At 62.1% G+C, this 23726-nt stretch carries 21 protein-coding genes; 12 read left to right on the forward strand and 9 right to left on the reverse strand.

The annotated features are described in order from the left end of the window. Positions 1–427 precede the first annotated feature (427 nt). From CQ015_RS02520 to CQ015_RS02530, 3 genes are all read right to left on the reverse strand, one after another. The gene (locus tag CQ015_RS02520) at positions 428–1429 is read right to left on the reverse strand and encodes a sugar phosphate isomerase/epimerase (RefSeq protein WP_105649291.1); all 1002 of its coding nucleotides are present in this window, start codon (positions 1427–1429) and stop codon (positions 428–430) included. Between the two features lie 61 nt (positions 1430–1490). Then, the gene (locus CQ015_RS02525; protein ID WP_105554734.1) at positions 1491–2639 is read right to left on the reverse strand and encodes a Gfo/Idh/MocA family protein; all 1149 of its coding nucleotides are present in this window, start codon (positions 2637–2639) and stop codon (positions 1491–1493) included. Positions 2640–2731: 92 nt separating this feature from the next. Further along, positions 2732–3775: a substrate-binding domain-containing protein gene (locus CQ015_RS02530; protein WP_105554735.1), complete on the reverse strand. Its 1044-nt coding sequence runs from the start codon at positions 3773–3775 to the stop codon at positions 2732–2734. A 152-nt stretch (positions 3776–3927) separates the two neighbouring features. Here CQ015_RS02530 and CQ015_RS02535 point away from each other — a divergent pair, with 152 nt between their 5' ends. The 5 genes from CQ015_RS02535 to CQ015_RS02555 all read left to right on the forward strand — a co-directional run bounded on the left by CQ015_RS02535 (position 3928) and on the right by CQ015_RS02555 (position 8530). Beyond that, positions 3928–5448: a sugar ABC transporter ATP-binding protein gene (locus CQ015_RS02535; RefSeq protein ID WP_105569998.1), complete on the forward strand. Its 1521-nt coding sequence runs from the start codon at positions 3928–3930 to the stop codon at positions 5446–5448. Continuing rightward, positions 5445–6521, forward strand: a complete 1077-nt coding sequence (locus CQ015_RS02540) for an ABC transporter permease (protein ID WP_374955674.1) — start codon at positions 5445–5447, stop codon at positions 6519–6521. Before CQ015_RS02535 ends, CQ015_RS02540 begins: the two co-directional genes overlap by 4 nt. 9 nt (positions 6522–6530) lie before the next feature. Beyond that, entirely contained in the window at positions 6531–6737 is a 207-nt protein-coding gene (locus CQ015_RS02545) for a hypothetical protein (protein WP_105649292.1), read from the forward strand. A 178-nt stretch (positions 6738–6915) separates the two neighbouring features. Next, positions 6916–7176 carry a hypothetical protein gene (locus CQ015_RS02550; RefSeq protein WP_146114006.1) on the forward strand — a complete coding sequence of 87 codons (261 nt, stop codon included), beginning with the start codon at positions 6916–6918 and terminating at the stop codon, positions 7174–7176. Between the two features lie 94 nt (positions 7177–7270). Then, positions 7271–8530 (forward strand): ROK family transcriptional regulator, encoded by a 1260-nt coding sequence (locus tag CQ015_RS02555; protein WP_258137639.1) that lies wholly within the window; start codon positions 7271–7273, stop codon positions 8528–8530. A 335-nt stretch (positions 8531–8865) separates the two neighbouring features. Here the strand turns inward: CQ015_RS02555 and CQ015_RS02560 are convergent, their stop codons facing one another. After that, positions 8866–9114 carry a hypothetical protein gene (locus CQ015_RS02560; protein ID WP_105554740.1) on the reverse strand — a complete coding sequence of 83 codons (249 nt, stop codon included), beginning with the start codon at positions 9112–9114 and terminating at the stop codon, positions 8866–8868. After that, entirely contained in the window at positions 9111–9470 is a 360-nt protein-coding gene (locus tag CQ015_RS02565) for a hypothetical protein (protein ID WP_146112527.1), read from the reverse strand. Before CQ015_RS02565 ends, CQ015_RS02560 begins: the two co-directional genes overlap by 4 nt. Positions 9471–9833: 363 nt before the next feature. Here CQ015_RS02565 and CQ015_RS02570 point away from each other — a divergent pair, with 363 nt between their 5' ends. Both CQ015_RS02570 and CQ015_RS02575 read left to right on the forward strand, forming a co-directional pair. Beyond that, positions 9834–11033: an ROK family transcriptional regulator gene (locus CQ015_RS02570; RefSeq protein ID WP_105649295.1), complete on the forward strand. Its 1200-nt coding sequence runs from the start codon at positions 9834–9836 to the stop codon at positions 11031–11033. 148 nt (positions 11034–11181) lie between these two features. Continuing rightward, positions 11182–12114 carry a sugar phosphate isomerase/epimerase gene (locus CQ015_RS02575; RefSeq protein WP_105649296.1) on the forward strand — a complete coding sequence of 311 codons (933 nt, stop codon included), beginning with the start codon at positions 11182–11184 and terminating at the stop codon, positions 12112–12114. Between the two features lie 299 nt (positions 12115–12413). On the opposite strand, the gene CQ015_RS02580 is transcribed toward CQ015_RS02575, so the two are convergent. Then, entirely contained in the window at positions 12414–14651 is a 2238-nt protein-coding gene (locus tag CQ015_RS02580) for a polyribonucleotide nucleotidyltransferase (RefSeq protein ID WP_105649297.1), read from the reverse strand. 570 nt (positions 14652–15221) lie between these two features. On the opposite strand from CQ015_RS02580, the gene CQ015_RS02585 reads away from it, so the two are divergent. The 4 genes from CQ015_RS02585 to CQ015_RS02600 all read left to right on the forward strand — a co-directional run bounded on the left by CQ015_RS02585 (position 15222) and on the right by CQ015_RS02600 (position 20397). Continuing rightward, the gene (locus CQ015_RS02585; RefSeq protein ID WP_105649298.1) at positions 15222–15590 is read left to right on the forward strand and encodes a hypothetical protein; all 369 of its coding nucleotides are present in this window, start codon (positions 15222–15224) and stop codon (positions 15588–15590) included. A 663-nt stretch (positions 15591–16253) separates the two neighbouring features. Continuing rightward, complete coding sequence (locus CQ015_RS19225; protein ID WP_105649299.1) at positions 16254–18653, forward strand: PT domain-containing protein; 2400 nt, start codon at positions 16254–16256, stop codon at positions 18651–18653. Positions 18654–18903: 250 nt separating this feature from the next. Continuing rightward, positions 18904–19947 carry an NAD(P)-dependent alcohol dehydrogenase gene (locus CQ015_RS02595; RefSeq protein ID WP_105554746.1) on the forward strand — a complete coding sequence of 348 codons (1044 nt, stop codon included), beginning with the start codon at positions 18904–18906 and terminating at the stop codon, positions 19945–19947. A 147-nt stretch (positions 19948–20094) separates the two neighbouring features. After that, on the forward strand, positions 20095–20397 hold the full coding sequence (locus CQ015_RS02600) for a DUF1883 domain-containing protein (protein ID WP_181150337.1): 303 nt from the start codon (positions 20095–20097) through the stop codon (positions 20395–20397). Positions 20398–20476: 79 nt separating this feature from the next. On the opposite strand, the gene CQ015_RS02605 is transcribed toward CQ015_RS02600, so the two are convergent. From CQ015_RS02605 to CQ015_RS02615, 3 genes are all read right to left on the reverse strand, one after another. Continuing rightward, positions 20477–21457, reverse strand: coding sequence for an ADP-ribosylglycohydrolase family protein (locus CQ015_RS02605; protein ID WP_217990416.1), 981 nt, complete (start codon positions 21455–21457; stop codon positions 20477–20479). 90 nt (positions 21458–21547) lie between these two features. Then, positions 21548–22060 (reverse strand): PaaI family thioesterase, encoded by a 513-nt coding sequence (locus tag CQ015_RS02610; protein WP_096288225.1) that lies wholly within the window; start codon positions 22058–22060, stop codon positions 21548–21550. Then, entirely contained in the window at positions 22050–22520 is a 471-nt protein-coding gene (locus CQ015_RS02615) for a PaaI family thioesterase (protein ID WP_096288227.1), read from the reverse strand. The genes CQ015_RS02610 and CQ015_RS02615 overlap by 11 nt, the downstream gene beginning before the upstream one ends. 84 nt (positions 22521–22604) lie before the next feature. Here CQ015_RS02615 and CQ015_RS02620 point away from each other — a divergent pair, with 84 nt between their 5' ends. Next, positions 22605–23081: a helix-turn-helix domain-containing protein gene (locus CQ015_RS02620; protein WP_096288229.1), complete on the forward strand. Its 477-nt coding sequence runs from the start codon at positions 22605–22607 to the stop codon at positions 23079–23081. The last annotated feature ends 645 nt before the right edge of the window (positions 23082–23726 follow it).

Here is a 23726-nt window from a genome sequence, read left to right on the forward strand (position 1 = left end):
AAGCCCGGAGGGGACTCCGAGTGTTTGGCGAACGCGCAACGCTCAACCAGATCCTGTGCGGCAGCCGGCACCCGGTCTTCGAGAATCAGAAGTTCCTGGCCGACATGGAATCTTCCGGCCAGGACTTCGGATGCTTCCTCCCCGAGGAGTCCAAAGGCCATAGCGGCGTCCGGACCGGAAGAACGGGAAGCCATAATTCGGCCAGCCCGGGTCCGAACGCCACGGGGCGCGGACCAACGAGTGGTTGCCGGCGAGGGCAGTTGGGAGCTGGCCCAATTAGAAGACCGATGCCCCGCACAAACACTCCGTGGTCGCTACTGACCACGGAAGTTTGTGCGGGGCAGAGTTCCGGGACTAGCCATCTGGGCTCAGCTGCAAGCCCAGATCGCAGCGGGCGCATCCCGCGCGGCGGCGCAGACGCTCCGGCTCAGCCTTGCTTGAAGGCCGCGTCGAAGGACGTGGAGGACGCTGGAAAGTCCAGCTTCTTCAGCGCCGCCAGCGCCTCGGGCGCACCGTAGAGTCGGTCCATGCCGGCGTCCTCCCACTCGATCGAGATCGGGCCGGCATAGCCGATCGCCGCGAGCGCGCGGAAGGCGTCCTCCCACGGCACATCTCCGCGTCCGGCCGAGACGAAGTCCCAGCCGCGCCGCGGGTCGCCCCAGGGCAGGTGGGATCCGAGCCCGCCGTTGCGGCCGTTGCCCATGCGCATCCGGGTGTCCTTGCAATCCACGTGGTAGATCTTGTCCGCGAAGTCGGAGATGAACGCCACCGTGTCGATCCCCTGCCACACCATGTGGCTCGGATCCCAGTTCAGCCCGAATGCTTCACGGTGCCCTATCGCCTGGAGCGTCTTGACCGTGGACCAGTAGTCGTAGGCGATCTCCGAGGGGTGCACCTCATGGGCGAACCGCACCCCGCACTCATCGAAGACGTCCAGAATCGGGTTCCAGCGATCGGCGAAGTCCTGATAGCCGGCCTCGATGACCTCGCCCGGAACGGGCGGGAACATCGCGACGTACTGCCAGATCGAGGACCCGGTGAATCCGACGACGGTGTCCACGCCCAGGCGCTGGGCCAGCCGGGCGGTGTTCTTCATTTCCTCGGCCGCCCGCAGGCGAACGCCCTCCGGGTCGCCGTCGCCCCAGACCCGCTCACCGACGATCGCCTGGTGGCGGAAGTCGATCGGGTCATCACAGACCGCCTGGCCCTTCAGGTGGTTGGAGATGGCCCAGACCTTCAGGCCGTGGCGTTGCAGAATGCCGAGGCGCTCGGCGATGTAGTCGTCATCGTCCCAGCGCCAGGCGTCGAGGTGCTCTCCGGAGACGGCGATCTCCAGGCCGTCGTAGCCCCAGCCCGCGGCGAGGCGGGCCACCTCTTCCAGCGGCAGGTCGGCCCACTGGCCGGTGAACAGGGTGAAATCGCGTGCCATCCTTGTACTCCTTTGCTCGGTTCCTTCGTGCTGAGATGCGGTGCGGTGCGGTGCGCTGGGCCTAGAGCGTCTGGGCCCAGGCGCTGGCGTTCTGCGCGCTGCGCTGGACGCCGTCGAGCACGCGCTGGACCTGGTGGCCGTCCGCGAATGAGGGCTCGGGTTGCCGGCCCTCGGCGACCGCCTCGACGAAGTCCTTGGCCTGGTGCACAAAACCGTGCTCGTAGCCGAGCGCGTGCCCGGTGGGCCACCACGCGGACATGTAGGGGTGCTCCGGCTCGGTGACCATGATATTCGTGAAGCCCTGGAGGGTATTCGGCGCGGTGGCATCGTAGAAGCCCAGCGAGTTGTAGTTCTCCAAATCGAAGGTGATCGCCCCCTTGGAGCCGGAGACCTCGATCCGCAGCGAGTTCTTGCGTCCGGTGGCCATGCGGGTGGCCTCGAAGATGCCGATCGCTCCGCCGTCGAACCGGCCGGTGAACATCGCGGCGTCATCCACGCTGACCTCCCCGCGCTGCGACTCCGCTCCGGGCAGCGGCCGCTCGTGGACGAAGGTTTCGAGAATGCCGCTGACGCCGGTGAGCTTCTGCCCGGTGATGAACTGGGAGAGGTCCACGGCGTGGGCCCCGAGGTCCCCGAGCGCGCCGCTGCCGGCGTGCTCCTTCTGCAGCCGCCAGGTCAGCGGGGCGTCGGCGTCGTGGAGCCAGTCCTGCAGATAGGAGGCGCGGACCTGGCGGACCTGGCCGATGGTGCCCGAGCCGACCAGTTGCCGCGCAAACGCCGCCGCGGGCACGCGGCGGTAGGTGAATCCAAGCATCGCCTGGACACTCTTGCCTGCGCTTTCGGCGGCCGCGGCCATCGCCTCGGCCTCTTCGAGCGTGTTGGCCAGCGGTTTCTCGCACAAGACGTGCTTTCCGGCGGCGAGCGCGGCGATCGCGATCTCGGCGTGCGAGTTGCCCGGGGTGACGATGTCCACCACGTCGATGTCCTCGCGCTCGATAGCCTCGCGCCAGTCGGTCGACGTCTCCGCCCAGCCCCACTTCGCGGCGGCGGCCTCGACGCCGGCGGCATTGCGGCCGACCAGCAGCGTCATCTCCGGTTGCATCGGCAGATCGTAGAATCGCGGCGCGACGCGCCACCCCTGCGAATGCGCGGCGCCCATGAAGCCGTGCCCGATCAGGGCGATTCTCAGGGCTGATTTTTGGTTGGGCATGTGTTTCCTCCTGCGAGGGGTAGACGTGGGGGCGCTGGCCGGGGCGGTCCGCCGGTGAACGGAGAACCGCCCCGATCCGTTGCCTGGGCCGGTTAAGAGCTGAACGCCGTCGGCAGGTACTGATCGACGTTGTCCACCGTGACCACCGGGGCGTTCAAGACGATGCGCTTCGGGACCTCGACCTCGACCAGATCGCTCATGGCCTTGTTCTGGGCGATCAGTCGGGCTAGGCGAACGCCGTCTGCGGCCTGCGTGGAGGGATAGAGGACCGTGGCTTCGAGTACGGACTCCCCGCCCTTGATCAGCTCCATCGCGTTGGCGGAGCCGGCGCCGCCGACCATGAAGAACTCGTCGCGCCCGGCGCTGTCGATCGCGGCCAGCACGCCGTGGCCCTGATCGTCGTCGTGGTTCCAGAGCGCGTCGATCTTGGGGGCGGCGGAGAGCAGCTGCGAGGCCGCCTGTTCGCCGCCGGCTACCGTGAAGTCGGCCGGGACGCGGTTATCCACGTTGAGGCCGCAGTCCTTCAAGGCGTCTTCGAAGCCCTTGCTGCGGTCCTGGGTCAGCGGCAGGGAATCAATGCCCGGGATCTCGGCGACCACCGCGTCCGGCTTGTCCCCCAGGCGCTCGCAGATATAGTTTCCGGCGCTGCGGCCCATGCCGTAGTTGTCACCAAGGATCGTGGTGCGGGCGGCGGCGGGGTTGGAGAACTCACGGTCCACGTTGACCACCGGAATACCGGCGTCCATGGCCTTGGTTGCGACGGCGGTCAGCGCCGTGCCATCGGTGGGCAGCAGCACAATCACGTCGACGCCGTCGTTGATGAACTGCTCAACCTGGCTGATCTGCAGGTTCGCATCGTTGGTGCCTTCGGCGACGCGCAGGTCCACGTCTTCCAATGCCTCGCCCTGCGCGATAGCGGCCGAGTTGATGGCGCCGAGCCAGCCGTGGTCGGCCGCCGGGCCCGAGAAGCCGATGACGACCTCCTCGCCCGCGGCCGAATTGCCTTCGATCGAGGCGTTGGAAGGCTGCGCGCTGCCGCCATCGGAGCCCGACGAGCAGCCGGTGACGAGCGCGCCAACTGCCAAGAGGGCACCGGTGGTGATGAGCATCTTCCGTCCGGAATGAACAGCAAACATGTCTATCTCCTCAATGAGTTAGGTACAACGCCGCCGTGTGCAGCCCGAATTATTCGGGCACCAGCCAGCGTGATTACAATCACAATAACAGAAGATCGGAGAAAATCGACGAACTTCTACCGATTGCCGACATAATGTGTTAGGTTCATCACATGCTGCAAGATGAAAAGCCCCGTCCTCTGCTCGAGGTGCACGGGCTCACCAAGCGATTCGGAGCCGTCCAAGCACTCAAGGGCGTCGACCTTTCCGTGCTCCCGGGCGAGGTCCACTGCGTCATGGGCCAGAACGGCGCCGGCAAGTCCACCCTGATCAAAACCCTGTCCGGGGTCCACCAACCCGACGAGGGCAAAATTTTCTGGGAAGGCCAGCAGGTCAGCCTGCCCGGCCCTACCGCGGCCTTGGATCTGGGCATCGCCACGATGTACCAGGAACTCGACGTCGTCGACGGGCTGAGCATCGCCGAGAACATTTTCCTGGGCCACGAGCATGCGACCCGGGGCGTGCTGCACGTGAAAAGGGCCCACGCGACCGCCCGGTCGCTGCTGCAGCGCCTGGGACACGGCAACCTGTCGCCAGCGCGCGAGGTTGGCACGCTCTCCACCGCCAACAAGCAGATCGTCAGCATGGCCCGCGCCCTCTCCCGGGACACCAAGCTGATCATCATGGACGAGCCCAGCGCCATCCTCGATGCCGGCGAGGTCGCGAACCTCTTCCGCGTGGTCCGCGAGCTCACCGCCCAGGGCATCGCCGTCGTATACATCTCCCACCGGCTGGAGGAGATCCGCGAGATCGGGGACCGGATCTCGGTCATCAAGGACGGGCAAAGCACGGCGAACAACCTGCACGTCGCCCAGACCCCCAAGGCGGAACTCATCCGCCGGATGACCGGCCGCGATGTCGCAAACGTGTTCCCGGAGCGCCGGCCCCTCCCGCTTGATGCGCCCGTGGTGCTCGACGTAGCGGCCCTGGAGCTGGAGGGGCACTTCGCCAAACTCAGCTTCACGGTCCGCGCCGGCGAGATCCTCGGCATCGCCGGGCTGGTTGGTTCGCAGCGCTCGGAGATCGTCGAGACCATCTACGGCGCCCGCAAGGCAACCGCAGGCCAGGTCACGGTGAACGGCAAGAAGCTGGTTCCGGGATCGGTCAGCTCCGCCGTCGAGGCCGGGATCGGCTTATCCCCCGAAGAACGCAAAAGCCAGGGCCTGATCCTTGACGAGCCGATCTACAAGAACGTCACGCTGTCCACCTTCGAACGCTTCGCGCGCACCGGGCTGCTCGACGAAAACGCCGAGCGGCGAGCCGCGCGGGAGCAGATCGAGGCCCTGGAGCTGCGCCCTGCGGATCCGGAGCGGCCCGCCCGGACGCTCTCCGGCGGCAACCAGCAGAAGATCCTCCTGGCCCGCTGGCTGGTCCACGGGACCAAGGTCCTGCTGCTGGACGAGCCGACCCGCGGCGTGGACGTCGGCGCCCGCGCCGAGATCTACACGCTCATCCGGCGGTTGGCCGACGCCGGCACCGCCATCATCGTCATCTCCAGCGAGATCGAGGAAGTCCTCGGCCTCGCCGACAATGTGCTCGTCGTCGACGACGGGCACGTCCTCGCCCAGAGAACCGCAACCGATATCGACGAGCACGGCGTGCTCGACCTCGTCATGAAGGGAAGTGCCGCGTGAGCAAGCAAAAGACCCAGGTCATCGAACACTCTTCGGCCCAGACCCCGGACCCCGGCGCCACTTCCGGCGGCGCCAGCGGACTCCTCGGCAATCTCCTGCACGGCCCCGCCGCGCGCAGCATCGGCCTGGTTCTCGCGCTGGCCGTGCTGGTGGCCATCGGCCTGATCACCAGCGGGGACCGCTTCATGTCCTCGGACAACATGCTGGTGATCCTGCGCCATGCCTCCATCATCGGGGTGCTCAGCATCGGCGTCACCTTTGTCATCACCGCCGGCGGCATCGACCTGTCGGTCGGCTCCGTGCTGGGCTTGACCTCGGTGGTCGGCAGCCTCGCCGTCGTCCAAACGGCCGCGGCGGAATCGACGTGGCTGGTGATGGTCGTGGTGGCCCTGCTGGTCGGCGCGTTCGCGGGCCTGATCAACGGGGTGATCATCGCCTACGGCAATGTGGTGGCGTTCATCGCCACGCTGGCCATGCTGGTGGCCGCCCGCGGGCTCGCCGAGATCATCTCCGAGCGCCGCACCCTGCTGGTGACCAACACCGACTTCACCGGCTTCATGCGCGCCGACTTCCTCGGCGTGCCGGTGCTCGTATGGATCTTCGCCCTGGTCTCCGCGGCCGGCTGGTTCCTGCTCAACCGCACCACGTTCGGACGCCGCACGGTGGCCATCGGCGGCAACCTCGAAGCCTCCCGCCTGGCCGGCATCAAGGTCAAGCGCCACATCGTCTCGCTCTACGTGCTGGCCGGCATCGCCGCTGGCATCGCCGGCCTGATGATGATGGGGCGCACCACCTCGGGCACCTCCACCCATGGCTACCTCTACGAGCTCGACGCGATCGCCGCGGTCGTGGTCGGCGGCACCCTGCTCGCAGGCGGCCGCGGCACCGTCATGGGCACCGTCTTCGGCGTGCTCATCTTCAGCACGCTCACCAACGTGTTCACGCAGAACAACATGGACACCTCCGTCCAGGCCCTGGCCAAGGGCGCCATCATCGTGCTCGCCGTCCTGCTGCAGCAGCGCTTCGCCGTCCGCAAGGAGCGCAAGGCCAAGAAGCAACCCCTGAAGGCCTAGGGGCATATCGTGGATCTGGCCGCGAGCGGCGAACTGGTCGAACAGCGGCTTCGGCGATTCTTCGCGGATGCGAAACTCCGCGCGGAATGCGCAGGGCCGGCCTATCTGGAGCTCTGGGAGGCCCTGGAGCGTGCCGCGGCCGGCGGCGCCCGGCTGCTGAGGTCGATCGAGGTGCCCGAGCCCATCCACCGGAAGCTGCACGAGGTGCTCGACTAGGCGGAATTTGCCTCGGTCGGCGGCGAGATCTTCGACATCGAGATCAGCAGCTCCCAGACGATGCCCGAGCTGGAAGACATCGTCAAGACCGCACGGCAGAGACCTCTGTGTACTCCTTCGAGGCCCCGTTGCAAGCCGGGGCGAAACTCGCCCAGGCTCCCGAGCCGGTGTGCGCCGCGTGAAGTCAGTCGGCCGCTACGCGGGCATCGCCGATCTCATCGGGTCCCCGGAGCTGACCGCGGACGGCGCCGAGCGCGTCCGTTCAGTCCTGGTCGGCTGCGGTGCCAAGGACTTAGCGATCGACCTCGCCGCACAGCACGCCGGCTTCGCCCTGGCGCAGCTGGAGCACGGCGGCGTCCCGGAGACCCTTCCCAGGGCGCTGCGCGAACCTCTGCTTTGCGCCGTTGACCGCGTCTATCCGGCCGGAATCATCACTTGAATCGCCGATCGAAGGTCACTGTTTGGCGCGTCGCTGCAGATAGCATGTAAGCGGAAGCAGGCACGGCAGCCTGCCAGAAAGTGACGGTCCGGAAGTGGATAGCAATTCGTCGAAACCCGCTGGCGTGCGTCCGGCCGGCGCCGGGCTGGGCAACAACCGCGACTCGACGCGGCAGCACAACCTCTCCACCGTACTGGGCCTCGTGCACAGCTCCGCGGGTCTCTCCCGCGCCCAGCTCACCCGCACCACGGGGCTGAACCGCTCCACCATCGCCGCTCTTGTCGGCGAACTCGTGCAGCTCGGCCTCGTCGTGGAGAGCGATCTGGACCAGAGCCAGCAGCACGGCCGCCCCAGCATCATGATCAATCCCGGCCCGTCGGTGCTCGCCCTGGCCGTCAACCCCGATGTAGACGCCGTCGGCGTCGCACTGGTGGCCCTCGGCGGGAATATCGTCAACCCCGTGCGTTTCCATACCGTCCGCGCCCCCTCCATGCCGGAGGTCGTGAATATCGTCTCCGCCGTCTACGCGGGCATGGCCGCGGCCCTGCCCGCGCATTTCCGTGTGGTCGGCATCGGTGTGGCCGTCCCCGGGCTCGTCGACCCCGCCGATGGGACGGTGATCGAGGCACCGCAGCTCGGCTGGCGCGAGCAGCCGCTCGCCGCGCAGCTGGCCAAGGCCCTGCAATTGCCGGTGGCCTGCGCGAACGACGCCGTTGTCGGAGCCCGGGCGCAGGCGGCCTTCGGCGCGGGCCGGGAAGTCGCGGACTTCGTCTACCTCTTCGGCGGAGCCAGCGGCATCGGCGGCGGGATCGTCAGCGGAGGCAAGCTGATGCACGGGGCGACCGGGTTCGCCGGGCAACTGGGGCACATGCTGGTGCGCACGGACGGAGCAGCCTGTTCCTGCGGTTCCTCGGGCTGCCTCGAAGCCGAAGTCACCCGGGAAGAACTGCTTCGGGCTGTGCAGCTGCCGGTGGACCGGGCCGAGGACCTGGAACAAAGCGTGCTCGGATTATTCGCATCCGGCGAGGCCTCCGCGCAGCTGCGCGAGGTTCTCTCCCGGCAGGCCCGCCTGCTCGCGGTGGGACTGCGCGGCGTGGTGCACCAGGTGAACCCGTCGCTGATCGTGCTCGGCGGATTCCTGCGCATCCTGGCCGAGGCGATGCCCGATATCGTGGAGGGGGCCGTGTCCCTCGGTGCCGCGCGCGGCGCTCGTGAGCAGGTGCGCATCGAGCTTGCCCCGCTCGGCGAGAGCCTCATCCTGGTGGGTGCCGCCGAGCTGGCCTTCGCCCCGCTGTTGGCTGATCCCGCCGGCGTGCTGCGCGCGGCATCCGCGGACCGGGAAATTAATCGGTAGGTTGCGTCCGGGTTTAAACAGCTAGCAGGCACCGTGGTGATGAAGGAGCCGGTGCAGCCGCTGGTGGTCGCCTGCGGGTGGTGGCCCAAGATGCAGCTCACTTCCACGCGCACGCAGTCAACCGGCTGGTCGCAGGAGACCTGGACCTCGTAGCTGACGGTATCTCCGAAGGCGAAGCCCTCCTGATCGGTTGCGCAACCGATGGCCGTCGTGGCCGCCACCGAACCGCGGGCGCCGACGAGCCAGAGGCCCACCCACCCCACCGTGGAAGCGCCAGGGATTCCCCGTCCGCGATTTCGTCCTCGTTAATGTCCAGGTTGGCTGGTGTTCCCACCTCATTGTCCTTTCACATACTGTGGTGCGAGCGGTGATGCTCGTGCGAAAGTGCTGTTTCGCGGCGGCGCGCCGCATCCAGGATGGGCGACCAGTCGATCTGCCACTCCCCCCACATCATCGGTCGGTATGGCGCGCTCCTGGAGCATCTGCACGACATCCACGCCGGCGTCAGTCGCCCAGAGCACGTCCAGTTCGAAGCTGACATACCGCGAATCGGTGTATTCGGCCAGCAGCTCCCAGGCGCTCATGAGCTCGCCGGTCTTCGGGTGGGGTATTGGCTGGTGAATTCACCCTGGTGGTTGTGCACGAAGATCTTGCCCGTATCGGATTTCTTGGACCGCTCGCCGAGCCGGTTGAGGGTTTGGACGGTGGCAAGGGTGTCCTCAAGGTTTCCAATGCCCGGGGAGGCGGCACCGCCCGAACCCACGTATTTCTGGCCAACGGTCTTGGCGAACTCGATGGTATCGCCGAAGGGCTCGATGTTTCGGTATCCGATGTCGGCCAACTCGGCGAGCACCGACTCGGTCCCAACCTCGTTTCCCCACGTCAAATAGCTGAAAATCTGGTGGAGATCTTGCTGGCGGGCACGCCCTTGCCTGCGCATTGCCCGGCCGATCATAATTGCCCTTCGTCATGCGCTTCTCGTGATGTAGTGGCACGGTGCGACGCCGCCGGCAGAGCGTGCAAAAACGCACCTACCGGCCATATGAGATCCCGGTCACATGAAACTAGCACGACTAATGAGGATAAGTAACGAATCTATCTAGTTTGACGATGCGTCTTCGCCTTCAAACGACCACCTCCTATCACTGTAAGACGTGATTTGTGGCTTAGCGCCAATTTGCCCATGCCTGCGCGCGAGGCGCAGGGCCGTTTCCATATGTCGCTTCACACCACAAACCCCTTGGTGAGCCGTGCCCATGGAGCGCAGAGCGCGTTCCGTCGATTAGTATGCTGTAATTAGTCGATGAATGACATAAGCAACTTCAGCGGCCTCAGCGGCTCAGGTGCCAGCGAACTATTCCAGATCCTCCGCGACGGACGAGCGCGCACGCGCACGGAGCTCTCGGAGATGATGGGCTTGGCCCGCTCCACGATCACCCTGCGCATCGAAGCGCTTATGACCCTCGGGCTCGTGGGGTTCGTGGACGACGCCACCTCCACCGGCGGGCGCCCTTCCTCACGCATTGCACTGAACGCAGGCAGCAAGGTGGTTCTCGGCATCGACATCGGCGCATCCCACGTGCGCGTGGCACTCACCGACCTGCTCGGGCATCGGTTGCGTGAGGACGGGCGGAATATCGAGGTATCCCAGGGTCCAAATGTCGTCCTCGAAGCCGCCGTCGAGCTGGGCAAGGAGCTGCTGGAGGCGAGCGATCACGCGCTGACCGACCTGCTGGCGGTGGGCGTCGGGATCCCCGGTCCGGTAGAACACCGCACCGGCCGCCCGTTCAACCCGCCCATCATGCCCGGCTGGAACGGATTCGACGTTCCGGGGCTGCTGCAGGACCACTTCCATGTCCCGGTGCTCGTCGACAACGACGTGAACATCATGGCCCTGGGCGAGCGCAATGTCTCGTGGCCGGAGGTGGACAACATGCTCTTCGTGAAGATCGCCACGGGCATCGGTTCGGGCCTTATCTCGAGCGGGAGACTGCAGCGGGGAGCCGACGGCGTCGCCGGCGATATCGGGCACATCCGCGTGCATAACGGCTCGGGCATCACCTGCCACTGCGGAAACCTGGACTGCCTCGAAGCGGTCGCCTCGGGACCCGCCGTGGCCAAGAAGCTCAACGCCCTCGGCCTGGACGCAAATTCCAGTGAAGACGTGGTCGCGCTCGTCAAATCGGGCAACGCCGAGGCCGTGCACGCCGTCCGCCAAGCCGGCCGCGATGTGGGCGAGGTCCTCTCCGCCTGCGTCAGCCTCATCAACCCATCCGTCATCGTCATCGGGGGCTCGATGACACTCACCGGCGAGCACTTCATCGCCGGGATACGCGAAGTGGTCTACTCGCGGGCCATCCCGGTCGCAACCCAGCACCTGCGGATCGTCCAGTCCGGAGCCGGACAGGACGCCGGTGTGCTCGGCGCCAGCATGCTGGCCATCCACCACGCCATGTCGCCGAAGCATATCGATGCCCTCGTGAATGGGCTCAAGGGAGACTAGGCCAAGCGAAGAAACGGCCTTTTGTCGATTCTCGACGATTTTTGCTTGACAGGCAACAAAGTCTGGAAATAGTGTTGCATGCGTCACATACTCCAAGCGCTGGTGCTGATTGCCGCTGGCGTTTATCGCACGCCAGAAAGGCATCACTATGTGCTTCGGATTCAATGCCCCCGCCGCCCTCAAACGCTCCCTCGAGCAGAACGACGTGGGGCGGCGCGGCTTCCTCCGTGGCGCGGTAGCCCTCGGCGCCGGCGCCGGACTCGTCGCTCTCGGCGGAACCACCGCGCTGGCGGCACCCACTGGCCGCCGACCGGTGCCTCCAGGACAGATCAGCATCCAGCTCTACACGCTCCGCTCGATCATGCAAGGCGAGGGCGTCGACAGCGCACTGGCATCCCTGGCCGACTACGGCTACACCAAGATAGAGCTAGCTAGCCTCTACGGCCGCACCGCAGGGCAAATGCGTGCCATGCTTGACTCGTTGGGCCTCACTCCATCCTCCAGCCACAATGGCATCAGCAATTCAGCCGCGGATCTGGAGGCAAAGCTCACCGATGCGCTCACGCTAGGCCAGACCTATATCAATGTGCCCTACCTCGTCTCCGACAACGCCGACGACTGGCGCCGCTGGGCTGACCAGATGAACGAAGAGGCCGCGGCCGCGAACGCAGTGGGCCTTAAATACGGATACCACAACCATGCACACGAGTTCACGACCGACCTCGGCAACGGCGAAACCCCGTGGGACATCTTCACCAGCCGCCTCGACCCGTGCAACGTCCACTTGGAAGTCGACCTCTACTGGGCCGTCACCGGCGGCGTGGGCGTCGGCGCAGAAGATCCGATACAGTTCGCGATTGACACGATCGCCCAGGCACCGCAGAAGACACTGCAGTACCACGTCAAGGATCGAGATACCGCGGGCGACTTCGCGGATCTCGGCACCGGTGCCATCGATTTCTCACGCATTTTCGCGGCCCACCGCCCGAAGGAGTTCATCGTGGAGAACGACCGCCCGGACGTCACCCCGCTGCAGACCGCCGAGGTGGGCTACAACTACCTGCGCACCTTGCGCTTCTAGAGATCGCCGGCAGGACCATAAGCACTAGTCTCGAGCTGGCATGCTTGAATGGCCGGGCACCAAATGGTGTCCGGCCTTCGCCGTATCCTCTATCAATTCCCAAAGCAACCGCCGTTGTCCACACCGACCGGCCGCGCTGGCCTGAAGGAATCGCAGCAACGCGTTTTCTTGCCCTGTAGCCCGCACACGCAGCTGCTGGTTTCGCCTGCAACCACGGACTGCAACCGGTTTAAGCCGAAAGGTCCCGGCTCGCACAGTGTGCGGGCCGGGACCTATCAAACCGAACTAGAAAACGAGAATTACTCGGCCGCTACGGCTTCTGCTTCTGCTTCGTCGTCTTCCTCAACAACTGGAGACAGCGAGAGCTTTCCGCGGTCATCGATCTTGGTGATCTCGACCTGGAGCTTCTGGCCTACCGAGACGACGTCCTCAACATCCTCGACGCGCTTTCCGTCGTTGATCTTGCGCAGCTCGGAGATGTGCAGCAATCCGTCCTTGCCTGGAGTCAGCGAGATGAACGCACCGAAGGTGGTCAGCTTCACGACGGTACCCAGGTAACGCTCGCCGATCTCAGGAACCTGAGGGTTGGCAATCGCGTTGATGGCCGAACGTGCGGCTTCGGCGGACTCACCATTGGTGGCGCCGATCAGCACGGTGCCGTCATCTTCGATCGAGATGTCAGCTCCGGTGTCTTCCTGGATCGTGTTGATCATCTTGCCCTTCGGGCCGATGACCTCGCCGATCTTATCCACTGGGATCTTCACCGAGATGATGCGTGGCGCGTAGGTGGACAGCTCATCCGGGGTGTCGATGGCCTGGTTGACCACGTTCAGGATGTGCAGGCGAGCCTCGCGGGCCTGGGTCAGCGCTGCGGCGAGCACCGAGGCCGGGATGCCGTCTAGCTTGGTGTCCAGCTGGATCGCGGTGATGAACTCAGGAGTACCAGCCACCTTGAAGTCCATGTCGCCCATGGCATCTTCGGCGCCGAGGATATCGGTCAGGGCAGCGTAACGGGTTTCGCCGTCGACGGTGTCCGAAACCAGACCCATGGCGATACCGGCAACCGGTGCGCGCAGTGGCACGCCGGCGTTCAGCAGCGACAGGGTGGAGGCGCAGACCGAGCCCATGGAGGTCGAGCCGTTGGAGCTCAATGCCTCGGAGACCTGGCGGATTGCGTATGGGAATTCTTCACGCGAAGGAAGAACAGGCATGATAGCGCGTTCTGCCAGGGCACCGTGGCCGATTTCGCGGCGCTTCGGCGAACCTACGCGGCCGGTTTCACCGGTCGAGTATGGCGGGAAGTTGTAGTTGTGCATGTAGCGCTTGCGGGTGACCGGGCTCAGCGAGTCGATCTGCTGTTCCATCTTCAGCATGTTCAAGGTGGTGACGCCCATGATCTGGGTTTCGCCACGCTCGAAGATTGCCGAACCGTGTACGCGAGGCAGGACCTCGACCTCGGCGGAGAGCTGACGGATGTCAGCCAGGCCACGGCCGTCGATACGGATCTGCTCGGTCAGGATGCGCTGGCGCACGATGTGCTTGGTGACCGCACCGAAGGCCTTGGAGATTTCCCCTGCACGCTCGGCGAAGGCTGCGCCTTCACCGGTCAGCTGTGCGACGATCTCGTTCTTGAACTCGCCTGCGGCGTTGTCGCGGTCCTGCTTGTCAGCGATGGCGTAGATTTCGGCCAGGCGGGTGGAGGCTGCTGCCTCGACCGCTGCGTAGGCGTCATCTTCGTAGTCGCGGAACACAGGGAACTCGACGGTTTCCTTTGCGGCACGCGAAGCCAGATCGGCCTGCGCCTCGCAAAGAACCTTGATGAATGGCTTAGCGGCTTCAAGACCCTGGGCAACGACCTCTTCGGTCGGCGCGGTGGCGCCGCCCTGGATCAGTTCCCAAGCGTTGTCGGTAGCGTCGGCCTCGACCATCATGATCGCCACGTCGTCGCCTGCCACACGGCCGGCAACAACCATGTTGAACACGGCGTTCTTCAGCTGGCTGTGCTTCGGGAAGGCAACCCACTGGGCGCCTTCTCCGTCGTCAACCAGTGCAACGCGGACGCCGCCGATTGGGCCGGAGAATGGCAGGCCCGAAAGCTGGGTGGACATCGAGGAAGCGTTGATCGCGACCACGTCGTACAGCTCGTCTGGATCGATGGCCAGAACGGTGACAACAACCTGAACCTCGTTGCGCAGGCCCTTGACGAAGGCTGGGCGCAGCGGGCGGTCCATCAGGCGGCAAGCCAAGATGGCTTCGGTCGATGGGCGGCCTTCGCGACGGAAGAAGCTGCCCGGAATACGGCCAGCTGCGTACATGCGCTCTTCGACGTCCACGGTCAGTGGGAAGAAGTCGAAGCCTTCGCGTGGGTGCTTGCCGGCCGAGGTGGCCGAGAGCAGTGCGGTCTCTTCGTCGATGTAGACCATTGCAGCGCCCGCGGCCTGCTTGGCCAGGCGGCCGGTCTCGAAACGAATGGTGCGGGTACCGTAGCGACCGTTGTCGATCTGTGCTTCGGCGAACTGAATTTCTGGACCCTCCATTAAGGGGGTTCTCCTTTCGATCGCTCCCAAAGTGACAAGCGATCCGTGCAGGCCTACCCAGATCTGGTCTTCGATCGAGACTCGCACTTTAGCCGCAATAGACTAGAGCGAAAGCCACTACCGAGGACCGCGATACTGGCGGTCAGGACTCACGGTGACGCAGTCAAGGGAGTGTTTTTATCGTTGAGGGCTTGACCAAAGGCCAAGACCTGACTCTAAGCCTACCGGGAATTAGTCAAAGGTGCAGTTTTTGTCGGATCGGGCGGGTGTCTTGGTGCTCAAACCCAAATATCGAGGGTTCTCTGACGCGTTGCAGCGGACTCCCGCCCAAACCCAAACCAGGAATGAAGGAGTCGTATTAAATTGTCCATCCATCGCCTTGCGGCGGCACTAGCGACCGCCTGCCTGTTCGCATTGACGGCATGTTCGACGCCAGCAGCAGATCGCACAGACGCCGCCGGCTCTACCGAAGGACCTGCGTCGACCGAGGAGGCATTCGATATAGCCGTTAGCCCAACTGCAGAACCCGACTCCCCCGAGGCATCCCCGACTCCCGCAGCAGCGGAGGAAATGACTGAGGAAGAACTCGCTGTTTGGGCAGATGAGAAGTTGCAGCAGTGGATGGACGACACCAACGAGGGCTGGGAAGACGTTGCAATGGACATCCATCAACCATCTGATTTCCTCAAGTGGTATCCGACGGACCCGCACGGTCATATTGTCTCGGTCGCGGCGCCCGCATACGGCGAACTGGTCATCACGCTAGAACCCTACAAATGGGAATCGAGCCCGACCGACGACCTCGCGTATGTAGGAAGCAACACCATGCTGCGCATTGGAGAACGCGAGCCCAATCTAGAAAGGATCACGGTCCTCACGCAAGACGGGAAACACAGCTACGTTGCCACTCGCGCGCAGTGGCCGCCGATGGAAGGCTAGCGCCCGACTCCAAAGTCGAAACGCATGGGCCAAATGCCTGCTAGCTGGCGCGCGCCCAACGGCGATGCCGTCGAAGTTCGCCTGCCCTCCTCCCCCGAAAACAGTGCACCCAGAGGCAAAGGAACTGGCCCACGGACCGGGCTAGGATCCATTGTTAGAAAACTTTCGCGGCGCTCAGGCTAAATGCACGCCACGAATAATTGGTCCCGATCTAGCGATGAGACGCTAGGCGGACACCGACTATTCCGCACCTTGTATTGTCGCGACCTTCACCTGCTTCTTAATACCCTTCTAAATCAAGGAGAGGCCACGCGCTCGATAAGCAATGGCCGAAACTTGCCGCACTGAAACGCAATACTCAGATCGAGATGCACCGATTAGTGCCTCATCAAGCTCCTAGGTCAACGTATCCATTTACCTTCGGAGTCGCGCCCTAAGGACGCCTGCAGCGCGCAAGCGGATCATTCATTCGAATGGCCATTAAAATTACTTCACATTAATCTCTCCTATAAAACACCTAGTCAAAACAGTCTGTCGCACTTCTTGTACATCAACTGGTTGAACTCGTTATCTATTCGTGATCTACTGGCCGGAGTTCCGGGTACCTCGACGGTACTGGGTTCACACTTGCCCGCATCTTCTTGAAGACGAAAGCTTTTCTCTATGAACCAGTCCCCGAAATCCAACGCGCGTAGAGCTCGATTGCCACTTGCCGTCATCACGGCCGGCTCGCTCGCCTTAGGCGGCGTTGTTGGCGGAGCAGCAGTCATTTCTCCGGCCATGGCAGTCCAACAAGCCACGATCAATGCTGCGAATCCCTCCGCGGATGTGCCACCTATCAAGAACGATGAGGAACTTAAGGTCGTCAACCCAGGCGAGGAACTGTTCTCTTTCGATTATGAAAACAGCGACCCCGCCAAGGGACTTGTGATCCTCAACGACAAAACTGGGCTCATCAACGAGGGCGACGAAGTGTGGTTGAGTTCGTCATCCCTACCGCAGACCGGAAGTTCGACCCCGGCAAAATACGAAAATGGGCAAGTTGTGTACAACGGCCCACGCGATACCCCTAATGGTTACCAAACGTGGCCATCGGATACCAAGCAGGTGAGTTTCGGGGCTTCTGTAGGCCCTGACCACGGGATCCACCAAGGCGGCACTCACTTCGTGCCCGCTGGCGCTCCCTCGTTGGAGGCCGACAAAATAGAGCAGACCAGCGACACTCCACTACTGCCGGTAGGTACTGAGTCTTGGACTTTTAACATTCCTACGTCGCCGTCATGGATCGCAGATGCCACGGTCGAAGTCGCATACTGGAGCGACGCTCCGGATGCACCTAATCAAGGGTTCATGAACTACGAGCTAAGCGACAAGACCTTTGCAAACGGTCAGCTTACGGTCTCCGATGAAGTACTACCGAAACTCTCCGAAGGTGATTTTTACTTCGTCACGTTTAGAGGAGCGGGCGAGGATCAGCTTGCCACCGCCTACATGGGTCTGTACGGCGAGCTTCCTGAACCGACTCCCGAACCAACCGAGGAGCCAACGGCGGAACCAACAGAAGAACCGACCGTAGAACCAACGGAAGACCCGACAACAGAACCTACGGTTGAACCAACAGAAGAACCGACCGTAGAACCGACCGTAGACCCTACTGAAGAACCAACAGAGGAACCGACTGTAGAACCTACCGAGGAACCAACAGCGGAACCGACCGTAGAACCTACCGAGGAACCAACAGCGGAACCGACCGTAGAACCTACCGAGGAACCAACAGCGGAACCGACCGTAGAACCTACCGAGGAACCAACAGCGGAACCGACCGTAGAACCTACCGAGGAACCAACAGCGGAACCGACCGTAGAACCTACCGAGGAACCAACAGCGGAACCGACCGTAGAACCTACCGAGGAACCAACTGTAGAACCTACCGAGGAACCAACAGCGGAACCGACCGTGGACCCTACTGAGGAACCAACAGTTGAGCCAACGGCAGAGCCAACAGAGGAACCGACCGCCGATCCGACGGCAGAACCAACTGATTCCCCAGAGGTCCCCAAAGCTCAAGAACCAGAGTCCGGCGATCAGGTAGCCCCAGGCGAGGAAAACTTGTCGTATGACAGTGAATCCTCTGCACCTGACGAGGGTAAGTTCGTTTTCAACACCGGTACCGATGTTGAAAACGGCGCGATTACCGTCAACTACCGCACTTCACCTGATGCCGAACCTCAGACCACCACCGGCAATGTCAGCGACGGCAAACTCACTTTGCAAGGCGACGATGCCTTCACCGACACCGTAAAGGACTTCAACCAGCTGCTCATCACTGTGCAAGACGCTGAGGGCAAAACCATCTCTTCCGTCCTCTCCGGCGCCAGCGTTCTAGCTTTGCAGTCCGATATCGTTGATAACCGTTTGGGGCTACCACTGGTTGAAGCTGGAGCAGTTGAGCTGGGCTTCGATGTACCCGCAGGGTTCCCAACTGTGGCTGAAGACAACTTCAGATTTGATGTGAAGTTCGTCGACACCCAGGGACAGCCAGTTTCCGTTTCGGACGTGGCTTTTACCGTCGAGGGTGAAACCCTGATCGTCAACGATCCACGAGTCGCAGAACTCACGGCCGGTACCTACTTCCTCTATGGTGAACAGCAGGCCGATGACGCAAACCGCAGCGCAGCAGCGTTTGCCCAGCCTGCAGCTGATCCAGTTGTCAGCGTGTCTACCTGGTTCGGACTGTTCGCCCCAGCGGCTGAGGTAACACCAACCCCTACCGAAGACCCAACGGCGGAACCAACGGCGGATCCTACCGACGATCCAACGGACGAACCTACGGGCGATCCAACCACGGAGCCAACGGACGACGAGGCCCCTACCGCTACGGCACCTCCTACACAAGAAGCGCCAGAACAGGACAACAGCCCAAAGGACGATAATTCCAATAAAGACGAGCTCGCCGACACCGGCGCGAGCGACGGTTTGCTCATTGCGGGCAGCCTAGCGCTAGGACTCGTCATCTTGGGCGCAGTCGCACTGGGCCTGCGTCGACGCGGGCGCCACGGCTAGGCAGAACAGCAAACTTCGAAAGCACTGCTAGAGCCGTGCAATTGAAGCGAACCGGACGGCCGTTGGATCGATACGACAAAGTATGGATCCAACGGCCGTTTCGCATTCTCCCAAATTTGTTCCCCAGAACGGGACTATTCTCTGGATTACGCATGTTCTACCCATGGACGACTTAAAGACGTTTGGTATCCGCGTGCCGCCATCCGGCGCGCGGAGACAGGCTTACATCAAGACTAGGGAAAGAACTCCTATGACAACCATGGTCAACGCATATGCTTCCCCTTCGGCCACCGAGGGACTCATTCCCACACAGATCGAACGCCGCGATGTCGGGCCTCACGATGTACTAATCGACATCAAGTACTCGGGCATCTGCCATTCCGACATCCACACCGTACGTGGCGAATGGGGCCCGCAGACTTATCCGCTGGCTCCTGGCCACGAAATCGCCGGCATCATTGCGGAGGTCGGCTCAGCTGTCACCAAGCACAAGGTCGGTGACCGCGTGGGTGTGGGTTGCATGGTCAACTCCTGTATGGAATGCGAGAACTGCCTCGCGGGAGACCAGCAATTCTGCGACAAGTCGGTGGGAACCTACGGTGCCACGGACCGCGACGGCACCATCACCCAGGGCGGCTACTCCACCCACGTGGTCGTCACCGAGAACTTCGTGCTGAGCATTCCTGAAGGTATAGAACTCGATGTCGCCGCTCCTCTGCTTTGCGCAGGCATCACAACTTTCTCTCCGCTGAAGCACTGGGGTGCCGGACCGGGCAAGAAAGTTGCAGTGGTGGGCCTTGGCGGTCTGGGCCACATGGCGGTGAAGATCGCCAGTGCCTTGGGTGCCGAAGTAACCGTGCTGTCCCAGTCCTTGAAGAAAAAGGAAGACGGGCTGCACATGGGGGCAAGCGATTACCGCGCCACCAGCGACGAGAACACCTTCAAGGAGCTGCAAAAGAGCTTCGATCTGATCATCAACACGGTTAGCGCCTCGATCAATGTCAGCGACTACCTTGGATTGCTGCGCGTCAATGGCACCATGGTCAACGTTGGCGCGCCGGCAGAGCCACTGCCGGTCAACGCCTTCGCGCTTATTGGCGGTCGCCGCTCATTCGCCGGCTCGCAGATTGGCGGCATCGAGGAAACCCAAGAGATGCTGAACTTCTGCGCCGAGCACGGAATTGGCGCAGAAATTGAGGTCATTGCCGCCGAGCAGATCAACGAAGCATACGAACGCGTGATGAAGTCCGATGTCCGCTACCGCTTCGTGATCGATACAGCGACGCTCGTCTAGGCGAACAAAACTTGATCGACTGAGGTGCACACGGCGTTCGAACTATTGACCGAAGAGTGAGTGGTTCGAACGCCGTTTTTGGAGGAAACACTTGCATCTACATCTGAACGCCCCGCCACTGCTTGCCGAGAAATTAGGGGAAGTACGGTGACCGCTCCCGATTTCACCGAATATCAGTGGGATTTCCTTGAACGCGGCAGCGTGCTATTGGTAACGCTCAGTGGACCTGCCAACCTCAGGCTCATGGATCCAGAAAATTTCGCGGCCTTCCAAGACGGTGCCGAATATGACTTCCATGGCGGAATGGCGCGCAAGGCACCCTACAGGCTCAAAGTCCCTCAGTCCGGTCCATGGTTCTTGGCGATTGATCTGACGGGACTGAGCGTCCGCGGAGCACGCCACGCGGTGAGCGTGGAACCACCGCAGAAACTCGTCGAGCGACGGTCCTAATCAAAAGCGCTCGGGTGTGCCAAAAGGCAGGTGGCCCGTTGGTCCGAATCAAAGGGTTGCGCGCAGATTGCTGCGATCTCTAACCTGCAAGTTTAAGTGAGAGATCTACTAGGCTCTTAGCGTCGAGCCCCGGCCAGCCATGGAGCTTGTCTAGCCAATCCTCTGGGATAGCCGGCAGCCCATAGGCAGCACCTACCAACGATCCAGCAATCGCCGCTACGGTATCCGTGTCAACTCCGCCACGTACCGCTGCTTCCAGGGAAGCAACTAAATGCGTTGACTTCTCCCCTACGGTATCCGTGGAAACGGCAATGGAGCTCCATGCTCCTTGGAAAGCTTCCACGACCCACCCGTTATGCGAGAAGTCGCGCGGCCGCTTGTCTTCGGCCTGTTGAATGCGCTGTTCCCAAACTACTGCGCGAGCGGGTTCCAAAAGCTGCAGCCCAATTCGGATATCCAGTTCACCGGTGAGCACAGCGTGACGCACGGCAAGAGTCCACAAGCCGCAAGCCTCTGCTGCCTCCTCGTCGAAGTGAGTCAGCCTGCTGATGGCAGTTGCCGCTTGATAGGCCTCGGCCGGCGTGCGCTCTAGATAGGCCAAGGCGACGGGTGCCGTTCGCATGAGGCTTCCGTTGCCAGCCGAGCGGCCGGTTCGCAGGTGAACGGATTCGGCAGCCTTCAGTGCGTCTTCTGCGCTGGGCTCGTGGCGGTTACTTTCACGCGCGCTTTTTTCGGCCTCGCCGAGGACGGCACGCGTCTGGCTGCCAACATCCGGTGCGCTCTGAGCCCAAATGGCCCACTGCCGCACCATGTAATCCGCTGCGTCACTATTGAGTGTTCTTTGGGAGTTTACGAGTGCCCGTGCAATCACGATTGCCATCGAGGTATCGTCCGTCCATTCCCCCGGCGCAAAGTCTCCGAGCCCTCCGCCGATCATGGCAACCGGGGCGTCCTGAGGCATCGGGGCATCGAATTCATAGCCAGCGCCAAGTGCGTCCCCTGCAGCCATGCCCACGAGTGCTCCACAGATACGGCTCTTCATGCCAGACGAAAACTCCATGCGGTCCCTCCACCAGAAAATTTGACTCATACTCAGCTACTGCTGTGTGTCTAAATTACCGTGCGCGCCCGACAAGATGGCCGGAAGCTACTACTTGTTCGAATCAAGAGGGAATACGAGAAGCGAGCTTGATGCGGTCGCAACGACCTTGCCGTTCTTATCTACGACTTCCCCTTCAGCGAAGATCACTCGCCGGCCCGGCTTGGTAACCCTCCCGGTGCATCGCAACGGCCCACTGTCGGCAAGCACTGGACGCAGGTAGTTCACTTTGATCTCGATAGAGGTATAGCCCATTCCTGCAGGAAGCGTCGAGTGCGCTGCGCAGCCGAGCGCCGAATCGAGCAGTGCACACACCAGCCCTCCGTGCACCGCACCAATCGGATTGTAGTGCGACTCCTCCGGAGTGCAGGTGAAGGCCACCGACCCCTCAGATACTTCGGCTACATCCATATTGAGATGCCCTGCGATGGGCGCCCCCGGAATTTCGCCGGAGGCCATCAGTTTCAAATACTCGAGCCCGGAAAACAACGGTAGCTGCTGCAGCGCGCTAGCAGGATCTCGCCACCTCACGACCTTTTCGTGTTCGCCCTGTCTAGCTTCCATCTGTTTTTCCCTCTTCGTTCCGGGCTTCAGTAACTTGCGAAGGCAACGGCACGTTTTGCAACCGCAACTGTCCGCGGGCAAGCACCTTGGAGCTGGCAACATCTGTGATGATGACTTCCCACAATTGCTGAGTAAGTCCTTGGTGTAGCGCGGTGGCTTCCACGCTTGCCAGTCCCGCACTGCCTGGCCGCAAGAAATCTGTGGCGTTATGTACACCGACGGCAAATTGGCCACGTTCCTTCACCGCATAGCTCGCCGCGATGCTGGCGGCGCTTTCAACGATCGTGGTGAACAGCCCGCCGTGCACCACTCCCCATGGGGTGTGGTGGTTTGCCCCTAGCTCCACGTGCCCACGGAGGAACGTCTTGCCGACCTCTTCAACGATAAAGCCGGAAGCGGCGACAAAGTCGCTAGCCGCATCGAGCCCCATGTCAGGAAGTACGTCGTTGCTTGTTTTCATTGATTGGCCTCTCAAAAGCTAACTGTTATATTTGAAGCTAGCTAGATCGACGGGACATGTCAACGGTAAGGAGCGCTCTTCATCATGCAATGGCTCGACTATGACACCGAGAATTGTTCGATTCAGCGCACACTGGACATCATTGGTGAAAAGTGGAGCCTCATGGTGCTTCGTGAAGCTTTTAACGGTGTGCGCCGATTTGACGAGATCCGCAATCATCTAGGGGCTTCCGAGGCGGTCATCGCTGCCAGACTGCGCACCCTAGTGGCAGCTGGAATTCTCTCGGCCACACCGTACAAGGAGCCAGGCCACCGTACTCGAAACGAGTATCGCCTGACGCAAAAGGGCTTGGATCTCTATCCCGTACTTATCTCGTTGCTCCAGTGGGGCGACAAATACGAAGCAGATACGGCTGGCCCACCGCTACTCGTCACGCATCGGGAGTGCGGCGAACCGGTGTCAGCAATTATCCAGTGCGCCGGTGCGCATGTTCTTGATTCACCACGAGAATCGCAAGTCTCCCCCGGCCCAGGAGCAAAACTCCGCAACTCCGTTACCTAAGGCCACGAGACCACAGCCCCGACTTTTTCCGGAACCGCGGCCAACTCGTTCAACACCCCGGTCCTCCAGAACAGATTAGCTGTCGTCAAGGCTCGTTCCTGACCCGAACGCGGACAGCGGTCGATTAGCTTTTAGCGCATTCCCGCCGCAATTTGTCCTTTGAGCTGTCCGAAATCAATTTTGCGTTGGTAGAGGGTGGCTCGGTATAAACCGACTACTTTCTAGCATCGCTAGCGGCGGCGCACCTCATTACCGCGACAAATACCAGCGGCATTCCTGCTATCTGCAGGGTCCAACCGCTTCTGGTCGCATCGACAAAATAAGTACTTTCGAATGACCTGGCGTTCAACTTCCACACTCGATCATTTGGAGTTTTCAGATGTAGCCTGCATTGAGCTCAGCTACGAAGACCAGAGCCCATCACGCAATTTAGCTTGTTCGGAAAATCTTGCTCAAGGAAATTAGCAATAACCCCAGCAGAACCTCAGGAATTCGATACCTCATTTAGCTGAAATGCAAGAAACAAGTTACTGTGCAGTAACTCACCGAGCGAAAAACCACTGGAATTTAGCTGAAAACCCTGAGAGTTTCTTGCTAACCGCTGAAAATAGCGCGCCCGTGTACGCAGTGCGCTCCAACAAGGAA

The organism is Arthrobacter sp. MYb221 (assembly GCF_002979835.1).
Taxonomy (GTDB): Bacteria; Actinomycetota; Actinomycetes; order Actinomycetales; family Micrococcaceae; genus Glutamicibacter.